The sequence below is a fragment of the Actinomycetospora rhizophila genome (genome assembly GCF_042657905.1).
In the GTDB taxonomy this organism is placed as follows: domain Bacteria; phylum Actinomycetota; class Actinomycetes; order Mycobacteriales; family Pseudonocardiaceae; genus Actinomycetospora; species Actinomycetospora rhizophila.
The window spans coordinates 109,278-126,201 of the sequence record NZ_JBHSKG010000004.1 but is presented as its reverse complement, the minus strand read 5'-3'; the positions used below and the strand labels follow the sequence as shown (position 1 = coordinate 126,201).

Here is a 16,924-nt window from a genome sequence, read left to right as displayed (position 1 = left end):
ACCGTGACGTCCGATCTCGACGGAGATCCGGTCGATGACCTCGGGAGATCCGGAACCGGTCAGTCGGCCGGGCCCACGACCGACCAGCGCCCGCCCTGGACGCGGTACACGGTGACGGCGTCGGTGATCACGTCGCCGAAGCGGTCGAACGACAGCGGGCCGGTGATGCCGTCGCCGTCGTACCCCTGGACCGATCGGACGACGTCCGGACGCCGCGCCGGGGTCCACTCGCCGTCCTCACCGAGCGCGCGAACGGTCGAGTCGACGAGGACGTTGGTCGCGTCGAACGTCGACGCCCCGTACGAGCCGATGTCGTCGGGGTAGCCCGCCTGCCGGTAGGCCTCGACGAAGTCCCGTGCCGCCGGCAGCGTCTCGGGCGGCGGCCCGATCGACGTCCCGAGGTCGCCCTCGCGCCCGCCGGCGGCGACGTAGCCCGGGTTGACGATGCCGTCACCGCCGACGACCGGCGCGGAGACCCCGCCCGCGGCGAGCGCCGCCGACAGCGGCCCGCCCTCGGGGTACTCGCCGCCATAGAAGACCGCGTCGGGCCGGGCCGCGGCGACGCGCGAGACGACGGCGTCCCGTCCCGCCCCCGGCGCCGCGGTCACGCGGGCGACGACCTGCCCGCCCTCGGTCGCGAGCTGCTTGGCGAACTCCTCGGCGATGCCCTCGCCGTAGGTCTTGCCGTCGGAGACGACGGCGACGCGGCGCTTGTTCTCGCTGCGCGTCAGGTAGCTCGCGGCGGCGGGGCCCTGCACGCCGTTGGTGGCCACGGTGCGGAAGAACGTCTGGTACTGCCGCAGCGGAGCGGTGACGGCGTTGGCCCCGCGGGTCAGCGACGTCGCGGTGCTGCCGGGCGAGATCTGGACGATCCCCGCGTCGCTCAGGACGGGCTGCACCGTCTGCGCCACCGACGAGTTGAACGGCCCGAGCACGCCGATCAGCGAGGGATCCCGGGCGAGCGTGGCGGCCGCGGCGGCCCCGGTCGCCGGGTCGGCCCGGTCGTCCTGGCTCTGCACCGCGAGGTGGTAGCCGGGGACGGCGCAGCGGGCGTTGGCCTGCGTGACGGCCAGGTCCGCGGAGTTCTTCATCCCGAGCCCGACCGACGCGAGCTCCCCGGAGAGCGGGGCCACGAGGCCGATGACGAGCGTGCCGCGGCCGGTGTCGCAGTCGCCGCCGTCGCCCGACGACCCGCCCGCTCCCCCGCAGCCGCCGAGCACCAGGGCGAACGCCGCCGCGACCGCCCCGAGCATCCCGACCCGACGCCGTCGCGCGCCCACTCGCCTCGCCCCCTGCCCGCCGTGCTCCCGTGCGTGGTCGAGCGCCCACGGTAGGTCACGGCCGAGTGAGGTCCGCGCAGGGGACGGTAGGGAGGCGTCTGTCCAGGTCAACGCCGGTGCGCGCCCGCGGGTGAGCGCCGTCACCCGATCAGGCGATGCACGCTGCGTAGTGTCAGCCGAAGGTCTCGACGACGGCGTCGGCGACGGCGCGCATCGTCGTCCGGCGGTCCATCGCCGTGCGCTGGATCCAGCGGAACGCGTCGGGCTCCGACATCTTCTTCTTGGCCATGAGCAGGCCCTTGGCGCGCTCGACGGCCTTGCGGGTCTCGAGACGGTCGGTGAGCCCGGCGACCTCTTCCTCGAGCGCGGCGACCTCGGCGTAGCGCGAGGCGGCCAGCTCGATGGCGGGCACCACGTCGGTCTTCGAGAACGGCTTGACCAGGTAGGCCATCGCCCCGGCGTCGCGGGCGGACTCGACGAGCTCGCGCTGGCTGAACGCGGTGAGCATGACGACGGGCGCCAGCCGCTCCCCCGCGATCGTCCGCGCGGCCTCGAGCCCGTCGGTGCCGGGCATCTTGATGTCCATCATGATCAGGTCCGGGCGGAGCTCGCGGGCGAGGCGCACGGCCTGCTCGCCGTCGCCGGCCTCGCCGACGACCTCGTAGCCCTCCTCGCGCAGCATCTCGACGAGGTCGAGGCGGATGAGCGCCTCGTCCTCGGCGACCACCACGCGCAGACCGGCCGGGGTGCCGGGCTCCGGAGCGCTCCCGGTCTCGCTGACGGTCTCGGCCGACTGGCTCATGAGCGACTCCTGGTCTCTCGCCTCGGTGCGCCGCCCCTCGTCGGGCCGCCCCGGTGAGACCGCGGGAGGAACGGCCGGCCCGCCCGTCGGGAGCACCGTCGGAGCAGGCCGTTTCGATTCAGGAGGGTACCGGGCGGAGCCGCCGATCCCGACCGTGACGCTGGCCTCGCAGCGCGCGGGTCCCGCGCGCGGTACCGGTGCCCCCGGTGGGACTCGAACCCACACTGTACGGATTTTGAGTCCGCTGCCTGCTGCCGTTTGGGCTACGGGGGCCGACTGTTCGGCCTACCGCGAGACCCGTTCCAGCCAGCGGCAGCATAGACGGCGGCCCCCAGCCGTTTCCGGGCACCGCGAGGGGCACGTCCCGCATGATCAACAGGGCCCCGGACCTGCGGACCGTGCCGCTCGCCGCAGCGCCGGCCCCATCCCGAACCCGATGCCCGCGGCGACGAGGTGCCCCACCGACGTGAAGTCCGGCCACCCCCGCGACCACTCGGCGTCGAGCAGCGGCCAGCCCGCGACGACGAGCGCGCCCGCCACCCCCGCCCACCGCGGCAGCAGCGTCGTCGCGGCGGCCGCCGCGGCCTGGGCGCCGTAGCTGACGCCGACGTCGACCGCCGAGAGCACCGACGCCGGGTACACGCCGCCGTCGACCGCCGCGAGGATCAGCGGAACCGTCAGCACCGTCGCCCCCACGTGGCCGCCGGCGAACGCCGCGGCGGCCGTCGCGACACCGCGGCGCGCCTCCAGCCACCACATCGCCCCACCGATGCCGACGCCCACGATCGCGACCGTCCCCGGGGTGATCTCCCCGCTGTTGCCGAGGTGGAACGGGCTGGTCGCGAGGGCGCCGAGCGGGTGGTCGCGCAGGTTGTCGACGTTCGTGCTGCTCCAGGCCCGCGCCGCCGGACCCGTGCCCGTGGCGGCGAGGACGACGTGGGTCGCCACGAGCGCCCCGAGGTACGCCGCCGTCACCGGGCCCGCCCGCACCCACGTCCGCAGCGCCCGGCCCGCCACCCTCATCCCGCCCGGTGGACGCGGTTGCGGCCGGCGTTCTTCGCCGAGTACAGCGCCCGGTCGGCCTCGCTGAGCAGCGCCTCGCCGTCGCCCGCGTGCTCGGGCAGGCCCGCGACGCCGAACGACGCCGTGAGCAGCTGCTTGTCGCCGCGGCGGAAGTCCTCCTCGACGCGCACGCGCAGGCGCTCGGCCAGCGCCGCGGCCTCGTCGGCGCCGCCGCGCGGCACGAGCACGGCGAACTCCTCGCCGCCCCAGCGGTACGGGGTCGCGCCGTCGTGCACGCCGGCGCGCAGCACGGCGGCGACCTCCTGGAGCACCACGTCGCCCTGCTGGTGGCCGTACCGGTCGTTGAGCTCCTTGAAGTGGTCGAGATCCAGGATGATCACCGACATGGGCGTCGACCAGCGCTTCGCGTCGGTGACGGCGCGCTCGAGGTCGACGCCGAGGCGGCGGCGGTTGGCGAGCTGGGTCAGCGGGTCGAACTCCGAGAGCCGCTCGGTGGCCGCGTGCAGGCGGCTGGCCTCGATCGCCGAGCCCGCCAGCGTCGCCAGCATCTCCACCGACGAGAGGCGCTGCCCGTCGACCTCGCCGTCGGGCGAGTCCCAGCACTCGACGACCCCGATCACCCGGGCGCCGACCACCATCGGCACCGCCACCGCCGGGTCCTCCCCCGCGGCGGGGTCGCCGCGCGAGATCTGGGCGTAGCGCGCCGAGCGGCCCACCACGCCGACCGCGAGGGGGCAGTCCTGCTCCATCGGCGACACCGTCCCGCGATCGGAGTCGTGCGCCAGCTCGAGGGCCGTGCCGTCGTCGAGCACCAGCCACAGCAGGACCCGCCCGTCGGTGACGGCGACGGCGGCCTGCACCGTGGCGTCGATGACGTAGCGGGTGTTGAGGCTGCCCGCGATCTCGCGGGTCATGATCAGGATGGTGCGCAGCCGGTCGGTGCGGACCTGGAGGCGCTCGGCCTGCGCCGCCGTCTCCTCGTGCTGGCGGCGCAGGGCGACCGTCATCTCCGCGATGCCGTCGCGCAGGGCGACCAGCTCGGCCGACCCGTCCACCCGCTCCGGCGGTGTCAGCCGCCCCTCCCCGATGCCGCGCACCGCCGCCAGGAGGCCGTCCACCGGGGCGACGACGTGCGCGAGGAGCCGGCGCCGCGCCCGCAGCGCGACCACCAGGGCCGTCCCCGCCACGAGGGCGGTCACGACGATGGCCGACCGCTGGATCAGGCGCGACGCGGCGTCCTGGGCCTCGATCAGCTCGATGAGGGCGGCCCGGGTCGCGGTGCTGGCCTCGCGGTAGTCGCGCATGAGCACGTCGCCCCGCGCGACGAACTCGTCGACGCGCCCGGGGTCCACGGACTGGATCTCGCCGACCCAGCCGGACTGCCACTCCCGCTGCGTGGCGACGAGGTCGAGGACCAGCGGGAAGACCTTCGGCCGGTCCAGGTTCGCGAGCATCGCGCCCTCGGCCGCGGCGATCTCCGGCGCCCGCGTCGCCGCCTGCGCGACGAAGTAGGGATCGCGGGTCGCGAGGTAGCCGCGCAGGAGGGAGTCGGTGCCCATCACGGCGTCCTGGGAGTCCTCGAGCGCGAGGAGCCCGACGCGGAGCTCGTCCTCGGCCGGGAGGGTGACGAAGGCGGAGTACGACAGCCGCCCGACGTTGATGACGACGATGACGAGCGCGGCGACCGCGACGACGACACCCAGGCGCTGCACCTCGGTGCCCACACGCAGCGGAGGCGCCACGCCCGTCCTCCAAGGGTCCGCGGCCGGCCGGATCCGTGCCCGGGAGCGACCGATCGCTCACGCGACGTCGCCCCAACGGGCTGGGACGCTACCGCTGCTCGGCTGTCCGGTCGACGTCCTCGCCGTCCGTTTCGCGCAGCGTGACCGCCGGTCAGGGACGACGCCGCTCGCGACTGCAGACCGTGAGCGCCTCGAGCAGCGGGGCGAGCCGGCGGCCCTCCGCGGACAGCGCGTACTCGGTGCGGGGCGGTCGGGTCTCGAGCACCCGGCGCTCGATGAGGCCCGCGTCCTCGAGATCGGCCAGGCGCGCCGCGAGCGTCGCGGGCGGCACCTGGCCGAGGGCCTGCTCGAACTCGGAGAACCGGACCGCACCGAGGTGCGCGGCGTAGAGCACCGAGAGCGACCAGCGTCGCTCCAGCAGTGCCGTCAGCGCGCGCACCTCGGGCGGTACCGGCTCCCGCGAGCACATGTCAGGCGGCCACCTCGAGCGCCGGGTCGGTCGCCGGCTCGAGGGCGACGTCGAGGACCTCGTTGATGGTCATCGACGGGTGGAACTCCAGCTGCGCGGCCACGTCGGCCGGGACGTCGTCCAGGTCGGCGCGGTTGCGCTCGGGGACGACGATCTGCGTCAGGCCCGCCGCGTGCGCGGCCAGCACCTTCTGCTTCACCCCGCCGATCGGCAGGACCCGGCCCTGCAGGGTCAGCTCACCGGTCATCGCGACGGTGTGCCGCACGGGACGCCCGGTCAGCAGCGACACCAGCGCGGTGGCCATCGTGACGCCGGCCGACGGGCCGTCCTTCGGGATCGCGCCCGCGGGGACGTGCACGTGGAACGACCGTCCCGTGAACGCGTCCTGCGCGATGCCCAGCTCCGCGGCGTGCGAGCGCACCCACGACAGGGCGATCCGGGCCGACTCCTTCATGACGTCGCCGAGCTGGCCGGTGAGGACCAGCCCCTCGTCGCCGGTCATGGCGGCGGCCTCGATGAACAGGACGTCGCCGCCCGCGCCGGTCACGGCCATGCCGGTCGCGACGCCGGGCACCGCGGTCCGCTCGACGGACTCGGTGAAGACCCGCTGCCGGCCGAGGTGGCGGCGCACCACGTCGGTGTCGACGACCACGCGGTCCGCGCCGGAGGCGATCTCCGTGGCGATCTTGCGCGTGAGCTTGCCCAGCGAGCGGTCGAGCTGGCGGACACCGGACTCGCGGGTGTACTCCGACACCACGAGGCGCAGCGCCGACTCGTCGGCGCTCACGTCGTCGGGCGTCAGGCCCGCGCCGCGGATCTGGCGCGGGAGCAGGTGGTCCCGCGCGATCGCGACCTTCTCCTCGACGGTGTAGCCGTCGAAGGAGATGACCTCCATGCGGTCGAGCAGCGGACCCGGGATCGTGTCGAGCTGGTTGGCCGTCGCCAGGAACACCACCTGCGACAGGTCGATCTCGACGTCGAGGTAGTGGTCACGGAACGCGTGGTTCTGCGCCGGGTCGAGCACCTCGAGCAGCGCGGCGGACGGGTCGCCGCGCCAGTCGGCGCCGACCTTGTCCACCTCGTCGAGCAGGATCACCGGGTTCATCGTGCCCGCGTCGCGCAGGGCCCGCACCAGGCGGCCCGGCAGGGCGCCGACGTAGGTCCGCCGGTGACCGCGGATCTCGGCCTCGTCGCGGACGCCGCCGAGCGACATCCGGACGAACTCCCGGCCCATCGCGCGGGCGACGGACTCGCCGATCGACGTCTTGCCGGTGCCCGGAGGCCCGACCAGCGTCAGGATGGTCCCTGCCTTCTTGTCGTCCTCGCTGAGCCCCAACTCTTGGCGACGGTCGCGGCGCAGCTTGCGGACGGCCAGGTACTCGACGATGCGGTCCTTCACGTCCTCCAGGCCGGTGTGGTCGGCGTCGAGCACGGTGCGCGCCGCGCCCGGGTCCAGCTGCTCCTCGGAGCGCTGCGCCCACGGCAGGGCCAGCAGCCAGTCGAGGTAGGTCCGGATCATCGACGACTCGCCGGACTGCTCCCCGCCGCGCTCGAGGCGGGCGAGCTCGCGCTCGGCCTGCTCGCGCACGTGGTCGGGCATCCCGGCCTCGGCGATCTTCGCGCGGTAGTCGTCGCCGGAGCCGGCGTCGTCGCCGCCCTCGCCGAGCTCCTTGCGGATCGCCTCCAGCTGGCGGCGCAGCACGTACTCGCGCTGCTGCTTCGCGGCGCCGGACTCGACGTCCTCGCGCAGCGACTTGCGCACCTGGAGCTCCGCGAGGCGCTCGCGCTGCAGGCGCAGGGCCAGCTCCAGGCGCTCGCGGACGTCGAGGGTGCCCAGCAGCGACACCTTCTCGTCGTAGGGAATCTCCGGCGCCCAGCCGGCCGTGTCGGCCAGCGCGCCGGGCTCGTCGATGCCGCGCAGGAACGCGGCACCGCGGCCGTCGTCGCCGCGCAGCTCGAGGACCTCCTCGACGACCGCGCGGTACGTGGTCTCCAGCTCGCGGACCCGCCCGTCGCGCTCGGTGGCGTCCGGGTGGGTCGTCACCTCGACGCGCAGGCGGCCCTCGTCGTCGGTGCGACCCGATCCCGCCCGGCCGCGCGCGACACCGGTCAGCTGCACGGCGGTCACGCCGTTCGGGAGGCGCGTGCGCTCGCTGACGTCGGCGACGGTGCCGACACCGGCGAACGTGCCCTCGTGGCGCGGGACGAGCAGGACCTGCTCGCCCGCCTCGACGGGCCCGACCTCCGCGGCCGGGATCACCACGGTCATGCCCGGAAAGACCACGTTGTCGTCGACGGGGACCAGCAACAGCTCGGTCATCTCGTCACCCCATCACTCGTTCTGATAGCAGCTACAAGTGTTGAAGCAGCTTCGGTATTCCACGGTGCTGGGAGGATCGGGGTATGACGACCGTGGACCAGCTCCTCACCCGCAACCTGCTCGAGGTCTTCGGGGAGCGCGACGGCGACCGCCGCCGCGCCGTGATCGCCGAGCTCTTCGACGCGGACGTGCTGTTCCAGGACCCCGAGGGCGCCGTCCGCGGTCGCGACGCGATCGACGGGAAGGTCGCCGCGCTGCTCGACGGCGCGCCGCCCGCCTTCGCCTTCCGCGCCACCGCACCGGTGCGCGTCAGCGGGGACCTCGGCGTGCTGACCTGGGCGTTCGGGCCCGCGGACGGCGCGCCGGTCGTGTCCGGCACCGACATCGCCCTGAGCGAGCACGGCCGGATCGTCCGGCTCCACACGCTGCTCGACGGCGGCGCGTGAGGATCAGTGCGGCGCGGTGACGTCCAGCCGCGTGACGATCACCAGGGCGTCGCGCAGCAGGATCGTCACCGGCGTGCTGTCGACGACGGCGGCGAGCTGGGCGCGGTGGTCGGTGTCGAGGTCGGCCGCGAGCCCCACCCGCCGGTGCAGCACCGGGGGCGGGCCCGGCTCGAACGAGACGTCGACCTCGACGCCCGACCCGTCTACGCCGAAGCGCTGCAGGAACGTGCGCACCGACATCGCGGTGCACGACGAGAGCGCGGCGGCGAGCAGCCCGTACGACGTGGCGCCGTCGGGCTCGCCGTGCTCCGCCGGCACCGTGCAGTCGACCGAGAGGCCGTTGACGTCGACGCAGACCACGCGCCCGTCACCGTCGGCGAGGCGGCCCCGGGCCCACACGGCGGGCTTGTCCATGCTCACCAGCCTGGCACGGCCGGGGCGGGATCAGCTCGCGCGCTCCCCGGAGAGGTGCGCGCGCCGCTCCTGTTCGCTCTCCCCGCCCCAGATGCCGTAGGGCTCGTTCACCCGCCGGGCCCAGTCGCGGCAGGGCTCGCGCACGGGGCAGCGGGCACAGATGCGCGCGGCCTCCTCGACGCGGCGGCTGCGCCGGGGGTCGCGCTCCCCGTCGGGGTGGAAGAACAGCTCCGAGTTCATGCCGCGGCAGGCCGCGTGGACCTGCCAGTCCCAGTGGTCGGTGATCGCCCACGGGAGCCGGGACACATCAGCCATTGATGAGCACCTCCTACCGACCGTCGTACACCTCGTCGGCGACCGTCGGTGTGAGATCCCCGTCTCCCGGCGTCGACGGAGGACGGGGAACGATGGTTTCCCCCACCGGCGTGGTTCAGGCCGCGACGGTCGCCGGGACGGATGTGGGGTCGGGGAGGGCCTCGGCGCCCTCGCGGCCGTCGCCCGACAGCCCGTGGGACACGGCCGACGACCAGCGGAAAGGCCGCCAGCGGTCGAGCGGTACCTCGAGCCGGTCGGCCACCGCCACGAGCGCCGCCGGGTTGTGGGTCAGCCCGCAGTGACTGCCGGGGACGACGACGTTCTCGCAGAGGTCGCCGTCGTCCTGACGGCAGCCCTCGCCGTGCAGCAGCCCGTCGAACGGCGAGTAGACCGCGATCGAGCGCACCGGCACCGGCCGGCGGATGAGCTCGACGACGTCGTCGGTGTCGGCGGAGAAGCCCCAGTGCCGTTCGGCGGCCCGGAACGCGCCGGAGACCCTGTTGATCTCGGCCTCGGGCCGCCACGGTGAGCCGAGGCAGATGATGCGTTCGACCGCGTCCGGGCGGATCTGCGCGAGCCAGCGCGCCATCAGGCCGCCCAGGCTCCAGCCGACGATCGCCACCGGGCGCCCGTGACGCGCGTGGAGCTCGTCGAAGCGGTCGATCAGACCGTCGAGGATCGCGTCGGTGAAGCCGTGGTTGAGGCCCAGGGTCCAGCGGTGGGTGTGGAAGCCCCGGGTCCGCAGGTGGGCCCGCAGCGCGGCGGTCGTGATGTCGCTGGTGAGGAAGCCCGGGATGACGAGCACCGGCTGTCCGTCACCGCGACCGCCGTGCGGCAGCACGTGCCGCACGGTGTGCCAGGCGGCCGTCTCGACCGACGCCCGCGCGAGGTCGGTGGCCGTGAGCCACCACGAAGGGAAGGGCAGGATCGCGCCGCCGGGGTCGACGTCCGTCCGCCAGATCGGTGTGGGGGCGTCCATGACGACCACCTCCTCGCCGAGGACGCCCCGACGCGTCCTCCTCGAGCCGGGGTACCCGACCGGATGTTCGGCCATTCCCGACTCCCGGTGGCGCGACCGCTCAGAAGTAGGCGCGGGTGACGACGTCGGCGACGCAGGCCGGCTTCTCCGAGCCCTCGACCTCGATCGTCACGCGCGTGACCAGCTGCAGCCCGCCGTCGCCGACGTCGATGGCGTCGACCAGCGTCGAGCGCGCCCGCACCCGCGTGCCGGACCGCACCGCCGACGGGAACCGCACGCGCTCCAGGCCGTAGTTCAGGCCCATCCGCGTGCCCTCGACGCGGCGCAGCCCGTCGAGCAGCAGCGGCACGAGCGACAGGGTCAGGAACCCGTGGGCGACGGTGGCGCCGAAGGGACCGGTGGCCGCGCGCTCGGGGTCGACGTGGATCCACTGGTGGTCGCCGGTGACGTCGGCGAACCCGTCGATGCGGTCCTGGCCGATCTCCAGCCACTCCCCCGGCCCGAGCTCGCGGCCCAGCGACGCGAGGAGCTCCTCGCGCCCGTGCAAGGTCTCCATGACCCGGAAGCTACAACCGGGCAGCGCGGATCGCGTCGGCGAGGGACGTCGGCGCGCGGCCCAGGAGGTTCTCCAGCGCCGGGCTGTCGGTCTCCAGCTCGCCCTTGGCCGTCGACTCCTCGAGCGCGGTGACGAAGCGGGCGGTGTCCTCGTCGGCGCCCGCCGCGCGCAGGGTGTCGGTGAACTCGGCGGGCGGGAGGTCCCGGTAGGTCACCTCGGTGCCGGTGACCTCGGTGATCGTCGCGGCCAGGTCGGCCATCGAGAACGCGGGGCCGCCGAGCTCCCAGTAGCCCTGCTGGTCGGCGATGTCGCCGGTGAGCAGCGAGGCGGCGGCCTCGGCGTAGTCGGCGCGCGTCGCGGCGGAGACCCGCCCGTCGCCCGCGGCACCGACGATCTCGCCGCGGGCGAGGTACTCGTCGAGGCGGCCGGTGTAGTTCTCGGTGTACCAGCCGTTGCGGGCCACGGCGAAGGGCAGCCCCGAGCCCTGCAGGGCGTCCTCGGTGGCGGCGTGCTCGGGCGCGAGCGCCAGCTCGGTCTCGTCGGCGTGCAGCACGCTCGTGTAGACGACGAAGCCGACGTCGGCGGCGTCGGCGGCGCGCAGCACGGTGGTGTGCTGCTCGAGGCGGTTGCCGACGGTCGGGCTCGACACGAGCAGGAGCCGCTCGATGCCCTCGAGGGCGGCGTCGAGGGTCTCGGGGCGGTCGTAGTCGGCCTCGCGGACACCGACGCCGAGGTCGGCGAGGTCGCCCGCCTTGTCCGGGCGGCGCACGAGCGCGAACACGTTGCGGGCCGGCACGCCGCGGCGCAGCAGGGCGTCGACCGCGAGGCGTCCGAGGTGGCCGGTCGCGCCGGTGACGGCGTAGGTGGCGGTGGGGAGGACGGGCGGCTCGCTCATGCGCCGCAGGTGCCCCGTGGCCGTCGTCCGGGAAACGAGGTGCCCGGATGGGTGATGATGGAGACGTGACGGGGGCGGTCGGCGGCAGCGTCGCCACCTACCGGGCGGTGCTCGGGCTCCCCGGGCTCGCGCCGCTCTACGTCATCGGGTTCGCCGCGCGCCTGCCGGTGACCGCGACCGGCGTCGTGCTGACCCTGCACGTCGCGATCGGGCTCGACCAGGGGTTCGCGGCCGCCGGGCTGGTCGGCGGCGCGATCACCGGGGGCATCGCGCTCGGCGCGCCGTTCGTGGGCCGGCTGGTCGACCGCCACGGGCTGCGCCCGGTGCTCGTGCTGTGCGGCCTCGCGCAGGCCGCGTTCTGGGGCCTGGTGCCGTTCCTCGACACCACCGCGCTCGTCCCCGCCGCGCTGGGTGCCGGGCTGCTCGCCCCGCCCGCGTTCGCCGTGGTGCGCCAGTCACTGGCCGCGTCGGTGCCCGCCGAGCACCAGCGCCCGGCGTTCGCGCTCGACGCGATGTCCACCGAGGTCGCCTACGCGGTCGGCCCGGCGCTCGGCACGCTGGTGGTGCTCACGCTGCCCGGCACCGGGACGTGGATCGTCGGCGCGGCGTTCGTGCTGGCCACGGTCGCGCTGGGGTGGCTCGACCCGCCGGTCCGCCGCGGGGGCGCCCGGCCCGGCGAGCGCCCGGCGCCACCGGTGCGCACCTGGCTGCGCGGGCCGATGCTCGTGGCGCTGGGCTCCACGGCCGCCGCGATCCTCATGCTCACCGCCACCGAGCTCTCCGTGGTCGCGATGCTCACCGCGCGGGACGAGACCGCCTGGTTCGCGCTCGCCAACACCGTCTGGTGCGCGGCGTCGCTGGTCGGCGGCTGGATCTACGGGGCCGCGCGCCGCCCGCCGCCGACCGCGGTGCTGCTCGGACTGCTCGCGCTCGGCTCGCTCCCGGTCGCCCTGGGCGGGCCGTGGTGGATCCTGACGCTGCTGCTGGTGCCCGCCGGCGCCTTCTGCGCGCCGGCGCTCGCGGCGGCGGCCGAGACCGTGGGCCGCCTGGCGCCCGACGACGCACGCGGCGTGGCGACGGGGCTGCACGGCTCGGCGCTGATGGTCGGGGCCACCGTGGCCGCCCCGCTGGCCGGCGTGCTCATCGACGGGGTCGCGCCGGCCGCCGCGGTCGGGGTGGCCGCCGGGATCACCCTGCTCGTCGCGGTCGTGGCCGCGCTCGTGACCGGGACGCGGGCGGGCAGCCGGGCCCGGTGACACGGTCAGCCCTGACTGGTTACGGTGCGGGGCACATCGCACCCCGACCGCGGAGGAACCGATCATGGATCTGCAGGGCGTCTCGGCCCTCGTCACCGGCGGCGCGTCCGGCCTCGGGCTGGCCACCGCGAAGGCGATCACCGCGGCGGGCGGCCGCGTCGTCGTCGCCGACCTGCCGTCGTCGAACGGCAAGGAGGTCGCCGCCGACCTCGGGGGCGAGTTCGTGGCCGCCGACGTCACCGACGCCGACGCCCTGGGTCAGGCGGTCGCCGCGGCCGAGGCGGCCGGCCCGTTCCGCGCGCTCGTGCACTGCGCGGGCATCGGCAGCCTCACCCGCGTCGTCGAGAAGAACGGCGAGCCCGGCGACATGGAGGCCTTCGAGCGGGTCGTCCGGGTCAACCTGTTCGGCTCCTTCAACGCCCTGCGTCTCGGCGGCGCCGCCATCGCGCGCACCGAGCCCGTGAACGGCGAGCGCGGCGCGATGATCATGACGGCGTCCGTGGCGGCGTTCGAGGGCCAGATCGGGCAGATGGCGTACGCGGCGTCGAAGGGCGGGGTCGTGTCGATGACCCTGTGCGCCGCGCGCGACCTCGCGTCCAAGCTGGTCCGCGTCAACACGATCGCGCCCGGCCTGTTCGACACCCCGCTGTTCGCGACGCTCTCCGAGGACGTCCGCAAGGCCCTCGGCGACTCGGTGCCCAACCCGCGCCGCCTCGGCGATCCCGCCGAGTACGGGCAGATGGCGGTCGCGATGCTGCAGAACCCCATGCTCAACGGCGAGACGATCCGTCTCGACGGCGCGATCCGGATGGCGCCCCGATGAGCGAGGCGGTGAGCACCGACGACGAGACCGTGCTCCGGACCGAGCGCGACGGCACGACGCTGGTCATCACCATCGACCGGCCGAAGGCGCGGAACTCGGTGAACACCGCCGTGGCGCAGGGCATCGCCGACGCCCTCGACGAGCTCGACGGCGACGACGCCCTGGTCACCGGCATCCTCACCGGCGCCGGCGGGTTCTTCAGCGCCGGCATGGACCTCAAGGCGTTCCTGCGCGGCGAGCGCCCGCACATCGGCGACCGCGGGTTCGCCGGCATCACCCAGCGCCCGCCGTCGAAGCCGCTGATCGCGGCCGTCGAGGGCCCGGCGCTGGCCGGCGGCTGCGAGCTGGCGCTCTCGTGCGACCTCGTGGTGGCCTCGGAGGAGGCGAGCTTCGGGATCCCCGAGGTCAAGCGCGGCCTCGCCGCGGCCGCCGGCGGGCTGCTGCGGCTGCCCGCGCGCATCCCGCGGACCGTCGCCATGGAGCTCGCCCTCACCGGCGACCCGATGTCGGCGGCCGACGCGCACCGCTGGGGCCTGGTCAACCACCTGACCGCGCCCGGCGGAGCGCTCGAGGGCGCCCGGGAGCTCGCGGCCCGGATCGGCGCCAACGGCCCGCTCGCCGTGCGCGCGAGCAAGCAGGTGATCGTCGAGTCACCGTCGTGGCCGGCGGCGGAGGTGTGGCAGCGCCAGGGCGAGATCCTCGGCCCGGTGCTCTCCAGCGACGACGCCCGCGAGGGCGCCGCCGCCTTCGCCGAGAAGCGCGCCCCGGTGTGGCGGGGGCGCTGAGGGCTTCGCCACGTGAGTGATACGGGTCGTCCTGACGACCCGTATCACTCACGTGCGCCGGAGGCGCCGGCGTCCCCTACGATGCAGGGCCACGCCGCCCGGGAGGGATCCCGCATGCACCTCCGCCACTCCGTCGTCGAGGCCGAGGTGCTGCTCACCCGCATCGAGCGCGGCGAGATCGAGACCGGGTGGGACGCCACGGGCGGCTGGGACCAGCGGCGCCAGCAGCTCCTCGTCGACACCGTGCTGCGCGACTGGCCGCTGCCCGCGATCGTCCTCGCGGGCGACGACGAGACCGACGTGCTGCTCGACGGCCGCGAGCGCCTGCGGGCCCTCTGGCGGTTCGTGCACGACGAGCTGCCCGTCTCCGGCACCACGCCCGCGGGCGGCGAGTACCTCGATCAGCTCGACGGGCTGCGCCACAGCCAGCTGCCCGAGCGCTTCCGGCGCCGCATACGGCACTACGGCGTGCTGGTCGTGCGCGTCCCGGGCCACGCCGACGGCGAGGTGCGCGAGCTGATGTCGCGCTGGGACCCGACGACGCCGGCCTTCCGGTCATCGGCGCCGGTCCCGTCGGTGCCCCCGCCGGCGATCACCCCGCCACCGACCGTGCCCCCGCCACCGACCGTGCCCCCGCCGCCGCCCGTCCCCGCGGCCCGGGAGCCGGGTGACGCCTTCCGGCCCGTGGTCCCGAGCGCGCCGCAGCACGCCGAGCCCGAGCAGCACGCCGGCGCCCACCGCCGGTCGACCGCGAGCGAGCCGATCTTCGACGAGCTGTCGGCGTGGTTCCTCGAGGAGTCGGCCCCCGAGAGCTCCCCGGCGTGGTCCTCCCCCGCCGACACCGCGCACGAGGCGGCGCGCTCGGCCCTGCGCGAGTCGACGGTGGAGCTGACGCCCGCCGGGCTGCCGATCCGCCAGCCCGCCGCCCGCCTCGCCCCCGGTGGCATCCAGGCCCCGGCGCGGGAGCGCCCGGCGACCGCACCCGACCCGCACACGGTGGGCGAGCACCTCAACCGCTTCCGCGCGGGCGCCAGCGCCGCACGCCACGACCTCTCCCCGCCCGCCTGAGCGACGGCGCCGTCCCACGGCGTGTCGCGCACCGAGGATGTGACGATCCCGGCGTCAGACGCCGGCAACGCCGCATCGCTCGCACGGGGGTGCGTCACATGGTGTCCTCGCCGTACATCTCGCCGAGCGGGTCCATGATGAACTCGACGCGGGCGCCGTCCGGGTCGTGCGTGTAGATCGACACCTCGGACTCGACCATGTACTCGGCGCCGCGCTCGTCGAGGCGGCGCTTGATCCCGTACCACTGGCTGCCGGGCACCGAGATCGCGATGTGGTGCAGGCCGCCGAGCACCTCGGCGTAGGGGCCGGGGTCGACGCCGGGCAGGTCGAAGAAGGCCAGGTTGTTGCCGTTGCCGACGTCGAAGAAGAAGTGCGTCGAGCCCGCGAGGTCGCGGTTCTCGAACAGCACGGTGACCGGGAAGCCGGCCACGTTCTGGTACCACTCGACGGTCGTGCGCACGTCGCGGCACACCAGCGCGGTGTGGTGGATGCCCTTGCCGGTCGACGGCGGGCGGTGCTCGCGAGCGACGAGGAACTCCTCGCGGATCCGGTCGCGCGCCTCGGTCAACCGCTGCCGCTCGTCCTCGCTGATCAGGGAACTCTTGTCGGCGCTCATGCCCGAGAAGATAGACCGTTCAACCGAGATCGTGGACCGCCAGCGAGCCCGCGTCCCGCTCCGCCTTCCCGCCGGCCGCGCCGCCGTCGCGGGTGAGGTCGGCGAGCACCCGGTAGGTCAGGCCCCGCGGGCGCAGCCCGAGCTCGGCGGCGGCGCCCTCGTCGAGGCGCTCGACGAGGTTCTTGGTGACGAGGCGCTGGCCGCCGGTGGCGACCTGCTCGACGCGCGCGCACTCGTTGACCTCGTCGCCCAGCGCCGTGACCTCGAGCCGCCCGCCGGTGACGATCTGCCCGATGAACAGGTCGGAGCCCCAGTGCGCGCCGACGTTCATGCGGCAGTCCTCGACCCGGACGTCGGCGCCGGTCTCGGCGAGGTCGGCGACCACCGCGGCCACCACGTCCGGCAGCTCCTGCACCACGCGCAGGGCGGCACCGGCCGCCGCCGCGTCCGATCCGTGGCCGTCGCGCAGGAAGTAGGCGCTCGCCCCGTCGCCCGCGTGCTTGCCGACGATGCCGCCGTGGCGCGCCACCAGCTCGTCGAACGCCGTCGTGACGCCGCGGATGAGCTCGAAGTACACCGGCGTCGGCAGCCGGCGGGACAGCGGCCCCGACCCGTCGATGTCCGCGAAGACCACCGCCGCCGGGCGCTGGGCGGGCGCCGAGAGGTCGGCCATGCGCGTGAACATGGCCTCGTCGCCCTCGCTGACCAGCGCCAGCACCCGCGCGGGCAGCAGCGGCGCGTAGATCAGCACCGCGCCGAGCGGGCTCCCGTCGGGGTGGCGCAGCGTCACCCCGAGCATCCCGACGCCCCGGTGCCGCCCGCCGATCCGCAGGTCGAGCGAGAGCACCCAGAGCGGCGTGCTCGTCGGGTCCTCGAGGCGCGGGTGCAGCTCGCGGCGCAGGGTCTCGGCGGCCTCGGCGGTCAGCAGGTCGAACCAGACCTCCCGCTCGAGCACCTCGTCGAGGTGCCGGCCGAGCCCGAGGTCGGTGCTCTCGGCGACACCGGCGAGCAGCTGCATCTGCTCGGACACCCACGCCAGGCGCCCCTGCGCGTCGACGACCTGCGCGGCGGTCCGGCCCGCGGCCAGCGCGGCGACGACCTCGCCCAATGGCCCGTCCGGCCCAGACTCGCCCAC

18 protein-coding genes and 1 tRNA gene are annotated in these 16,924 nt (G+C 75.0%); 5 read left to right on the top strand and 14 right to left on the bottom strand.

The window, feature by feature from the left end; genetic code table 11:
• Window positions 1-59: 59 nt before the first annotated feature.
• From ACFPK1_RS10000 to lon, 7 genes are all read right to left on the bottom strand, one after another.
• A complete protein-coding gene (locus ACFPK1_RS10000) occupies window positions 60-1,253 on the bottom strand; it encodes a branched-chain amino acid ABC transporter substrate-binding protein (protein WP_378020769.1) in 1,194 nt (397 codons plus the stop codon).
• 199 nt (window positions 1,254-1,452) lie between these two features.
• Window positions 1,453-2,082: an ANTAR domain-containing response regulator gene (locus ACFPK1_RS09995; protein ID WP_378020768.1), complete on the bottom strand. Its 630-nt coding sequence runs from the start codon at window positions 2,080-2,082 to the stop codon at window positions 1,453-1,455.
• Window positions 2,083-2,280: 198 nt separating this feature from the next.
• Window positions 2,281-2,355, bottom strand: a tRNA-Leu gene (locus tag ACFPK1_RS09990).
• A 99-nt stretch (window positions 2,356-2,454) separates the two neighbouring features.
• Window positions 2,455-3,105 (bottom strand): rhomboid-like protein, encoded by a 651-nt coding sequence (locus ACFPK1_RS09985; protein ID WP_378020767.1) that lies wholly within the window; start codon window positions 3,103-3,105, stop codon window positions 2,455-2,457.
• Window positions 3,102-4,847 (bottom strand): GGDEF domain-containing protein, encoded by a 1,746-nt coding sequence (locus ACFPK1_RS09980; protein WP_378020766.1) that lies wholly within the window; start codon window positions 4,845-4,847, stop codon window positions 3,102-3,104. The genes ACFPK1_RS09985 and ACFPK1_RS09980 overlap by 4 nt, the downstream gene beginning before the upstream one ends.
• 151 nt (window positions 4,848-4,998) lie before the next feature.
• Entirely contained in the window at window positions 4,999-5,316 is a 318-nt protein-coding gene (locus ACFPK1_RS09975; RefSeq protein ID WP_378020765.1) for a winged helix-turn-helix transcriptional regulator, read from the bottom strand.
• Window position 5,317: 1 nt separating this feature from the next.
• Entirely contained in the window at window positions 5,318-7,636 is a 2,319-nt protein-coding gene (gene lon / locus ACFPK1_RS09970) for an endopeptidase La (RefSeq protein WP_378020764.1), read from the bottom strand.
• 83 nt (window positions 7,637-7,719) lie between these two features.
• On the opposite strand from lon, the gene ACFPK1_RS09965 reads away from it, so the two are divergent.
• On the top strand, window positions 7,720-8,082 hold the full coding sequence (locus ACFPK1_RS09965) for a nuclear transport factor 2 family protein (RefSeq protein WP_378020763.1): 363 nt from the start codon (window positions 7,720-7,722) through the stop codon (window positions 8,080-8,082).
• Window positions 8,083-8,085: 3 nt separating this feature from the next.
• Here the strand turns inward: ACFPK1_RS09965 and ACFPK1_RS09960 are convergent, their stop codons facing one another.
• The 5 genes from ACFPK1_RS09960 to ACFPK1_RS09940 form a co-directional block, all read right to left on the bottom strand.
• Window positions 8,086-8,496, bottom strand: coding sequence for an OsmC family protein (locus ACFPK1_RS09960; RefSeq protein WP_378020762.1), 411 nt, complete (start codon window positions 8,494-8,496; stop codon window positions 8,086-8,088).
• Between the two features lie 30 nt (window positions 8,497-8,526).
• Window positions 8,527-8,811, bottom strand: coding sequence for a WhiB family transcriptional regulator (locus ACFPK1_RS09955; protein ID WP_378020761.1), 285 nt, complete (start codon window positions 8,809-8,811; stop codon window positions 8,527-8,529).
• Window positions 8,812-8,926: 115 nt separating this feature from the next.
• Window positions 8,927-9,790 carry an esterase/lipase family protein gene (locus tag ACFPK1_RS09950; RefSeq protein WP_378020760.1) on the bottom strand — a complete coding sequence of 288 codons (864 nt, stop codon included), beginning with the start codon at window positions 9,788-9,790 and terminating at the stop codon, window positions 8,927-8,929.
• A 100-nt stretch (window positions 9,791-9,890) separates the two neighbouring features.
• A complete protein-coding gene (locus ACFPK1_RS09945) occupies window positions 9,891-10,346 on the bottom strand; it encodes a MaoC family dehydratase (protein ID WP_378020759.1) in 456 nt (151 codons plus the stop codon).
• A gap of 10 nt (window positions 10,347-10,356) precedes the next feature.
• Window positions 10,357-11,241, bottom strand: a complete 885-nt coding sequence (locus ACFPK1_RS09940) for an SDR family oxidoreductase (protein WP_378020758.1) — start codon at window positions 11,239-11,241, stop codon at window positions 10,357-10,359.
• A gap of 47 nt (window positions 11,242-11,288) precedes the next feature.
• Here ACFPK1_RS09940 and ACFPK1_RS09935 point away from each other — a divergent pair, with 47 nt between their 5' ends.
• The 4 genes from ACFPK1_RS09935 to ACFPK1_RS09920 all read left to right on the top strand — a co-directional run bounded on the left by ACFPK1_RS09935 (window position 11,289) and on the right by ACFPK1_RS09920 (window position 15,173).
• Window positions 11,289-12,497: an MFS transporter gene (locus tag ACFPK1_RS09935; RefSeq protein ID WP_378020757.1), complete on the top strand. Its 1,209-nt coding sequence runs from the start codon at window positions 11,289-11,291 to the stop codon at window positions 12,495-12,497.
• 64 nt (window positions 12,498-12,561) lie between these two features.
• Window positions 12,562-13,320 carry an SDR family NAD(P)-dependent oxidoreductase gene (locus ACFPK1_RS09930; protein ID WP_378020756.1) on the top strand — a complete coding sequence of 253 codons (759 nt, stop codon included), beginning with the start codon at window positions 12,562-12,564 and terminating at the stop codon, window positions 13,318-13,320.
• 8 nt (window positions 13,321-13,328) lie between these two features.
• A complete protein-coding gene (locus ACFPK1_RS09925) occupies window positions 13,329-14,105 on the top strand; it encodes a crotonase/enoyl-CoA hydratase family protein (RefSeq protein WP_378020755.1) in 777 nt (258 codons plus the stop codon).
• A gap of 114 nt (window positions 14,106-14,219) precedes the next feature.
• The gene (locus ACFPK1_RS09920) at window positions 14,220-15,173 is read left to right on the top strand and encodes a hypothetical protein (protein ID WP_378020754.1); all 954 of its coding nucleotides are present in this window, start codon (window positions 14,220-14,222) and stop codon (window positions 15,171-15,173) included.
• Between the two features lie 94 nt (window positions 15,174-15,267).
• Here ACFPK1_RS09920 and ACFPK1_RS09915 read toward each other — a convergent pair whose 3' ends face one another.
• Window positions 15,268-15,789 (bottom strand): VOC family protein, encoded by a 522-nt coding sequence (locus ACFPK1_RS09915; RefSeq protein WP_378020753.1) that lies wholly within the window; start codon window positions 15,787-15,789, stop codon window positions 15,268-15,270.
• Window positions 15,790-15,808: 19 nt separating this feature from the next.
• Complete coding sequence (locus ACFPK1_RS09910) at window positions 15,809-16,924, bottom strand: adenylate/guanylate cyclase domain-containing protein (protein ID WP_378020752.1); 1,116 nt, start codon at window positions 16,922-16,924, stop codon at window positions 15,809-15,811.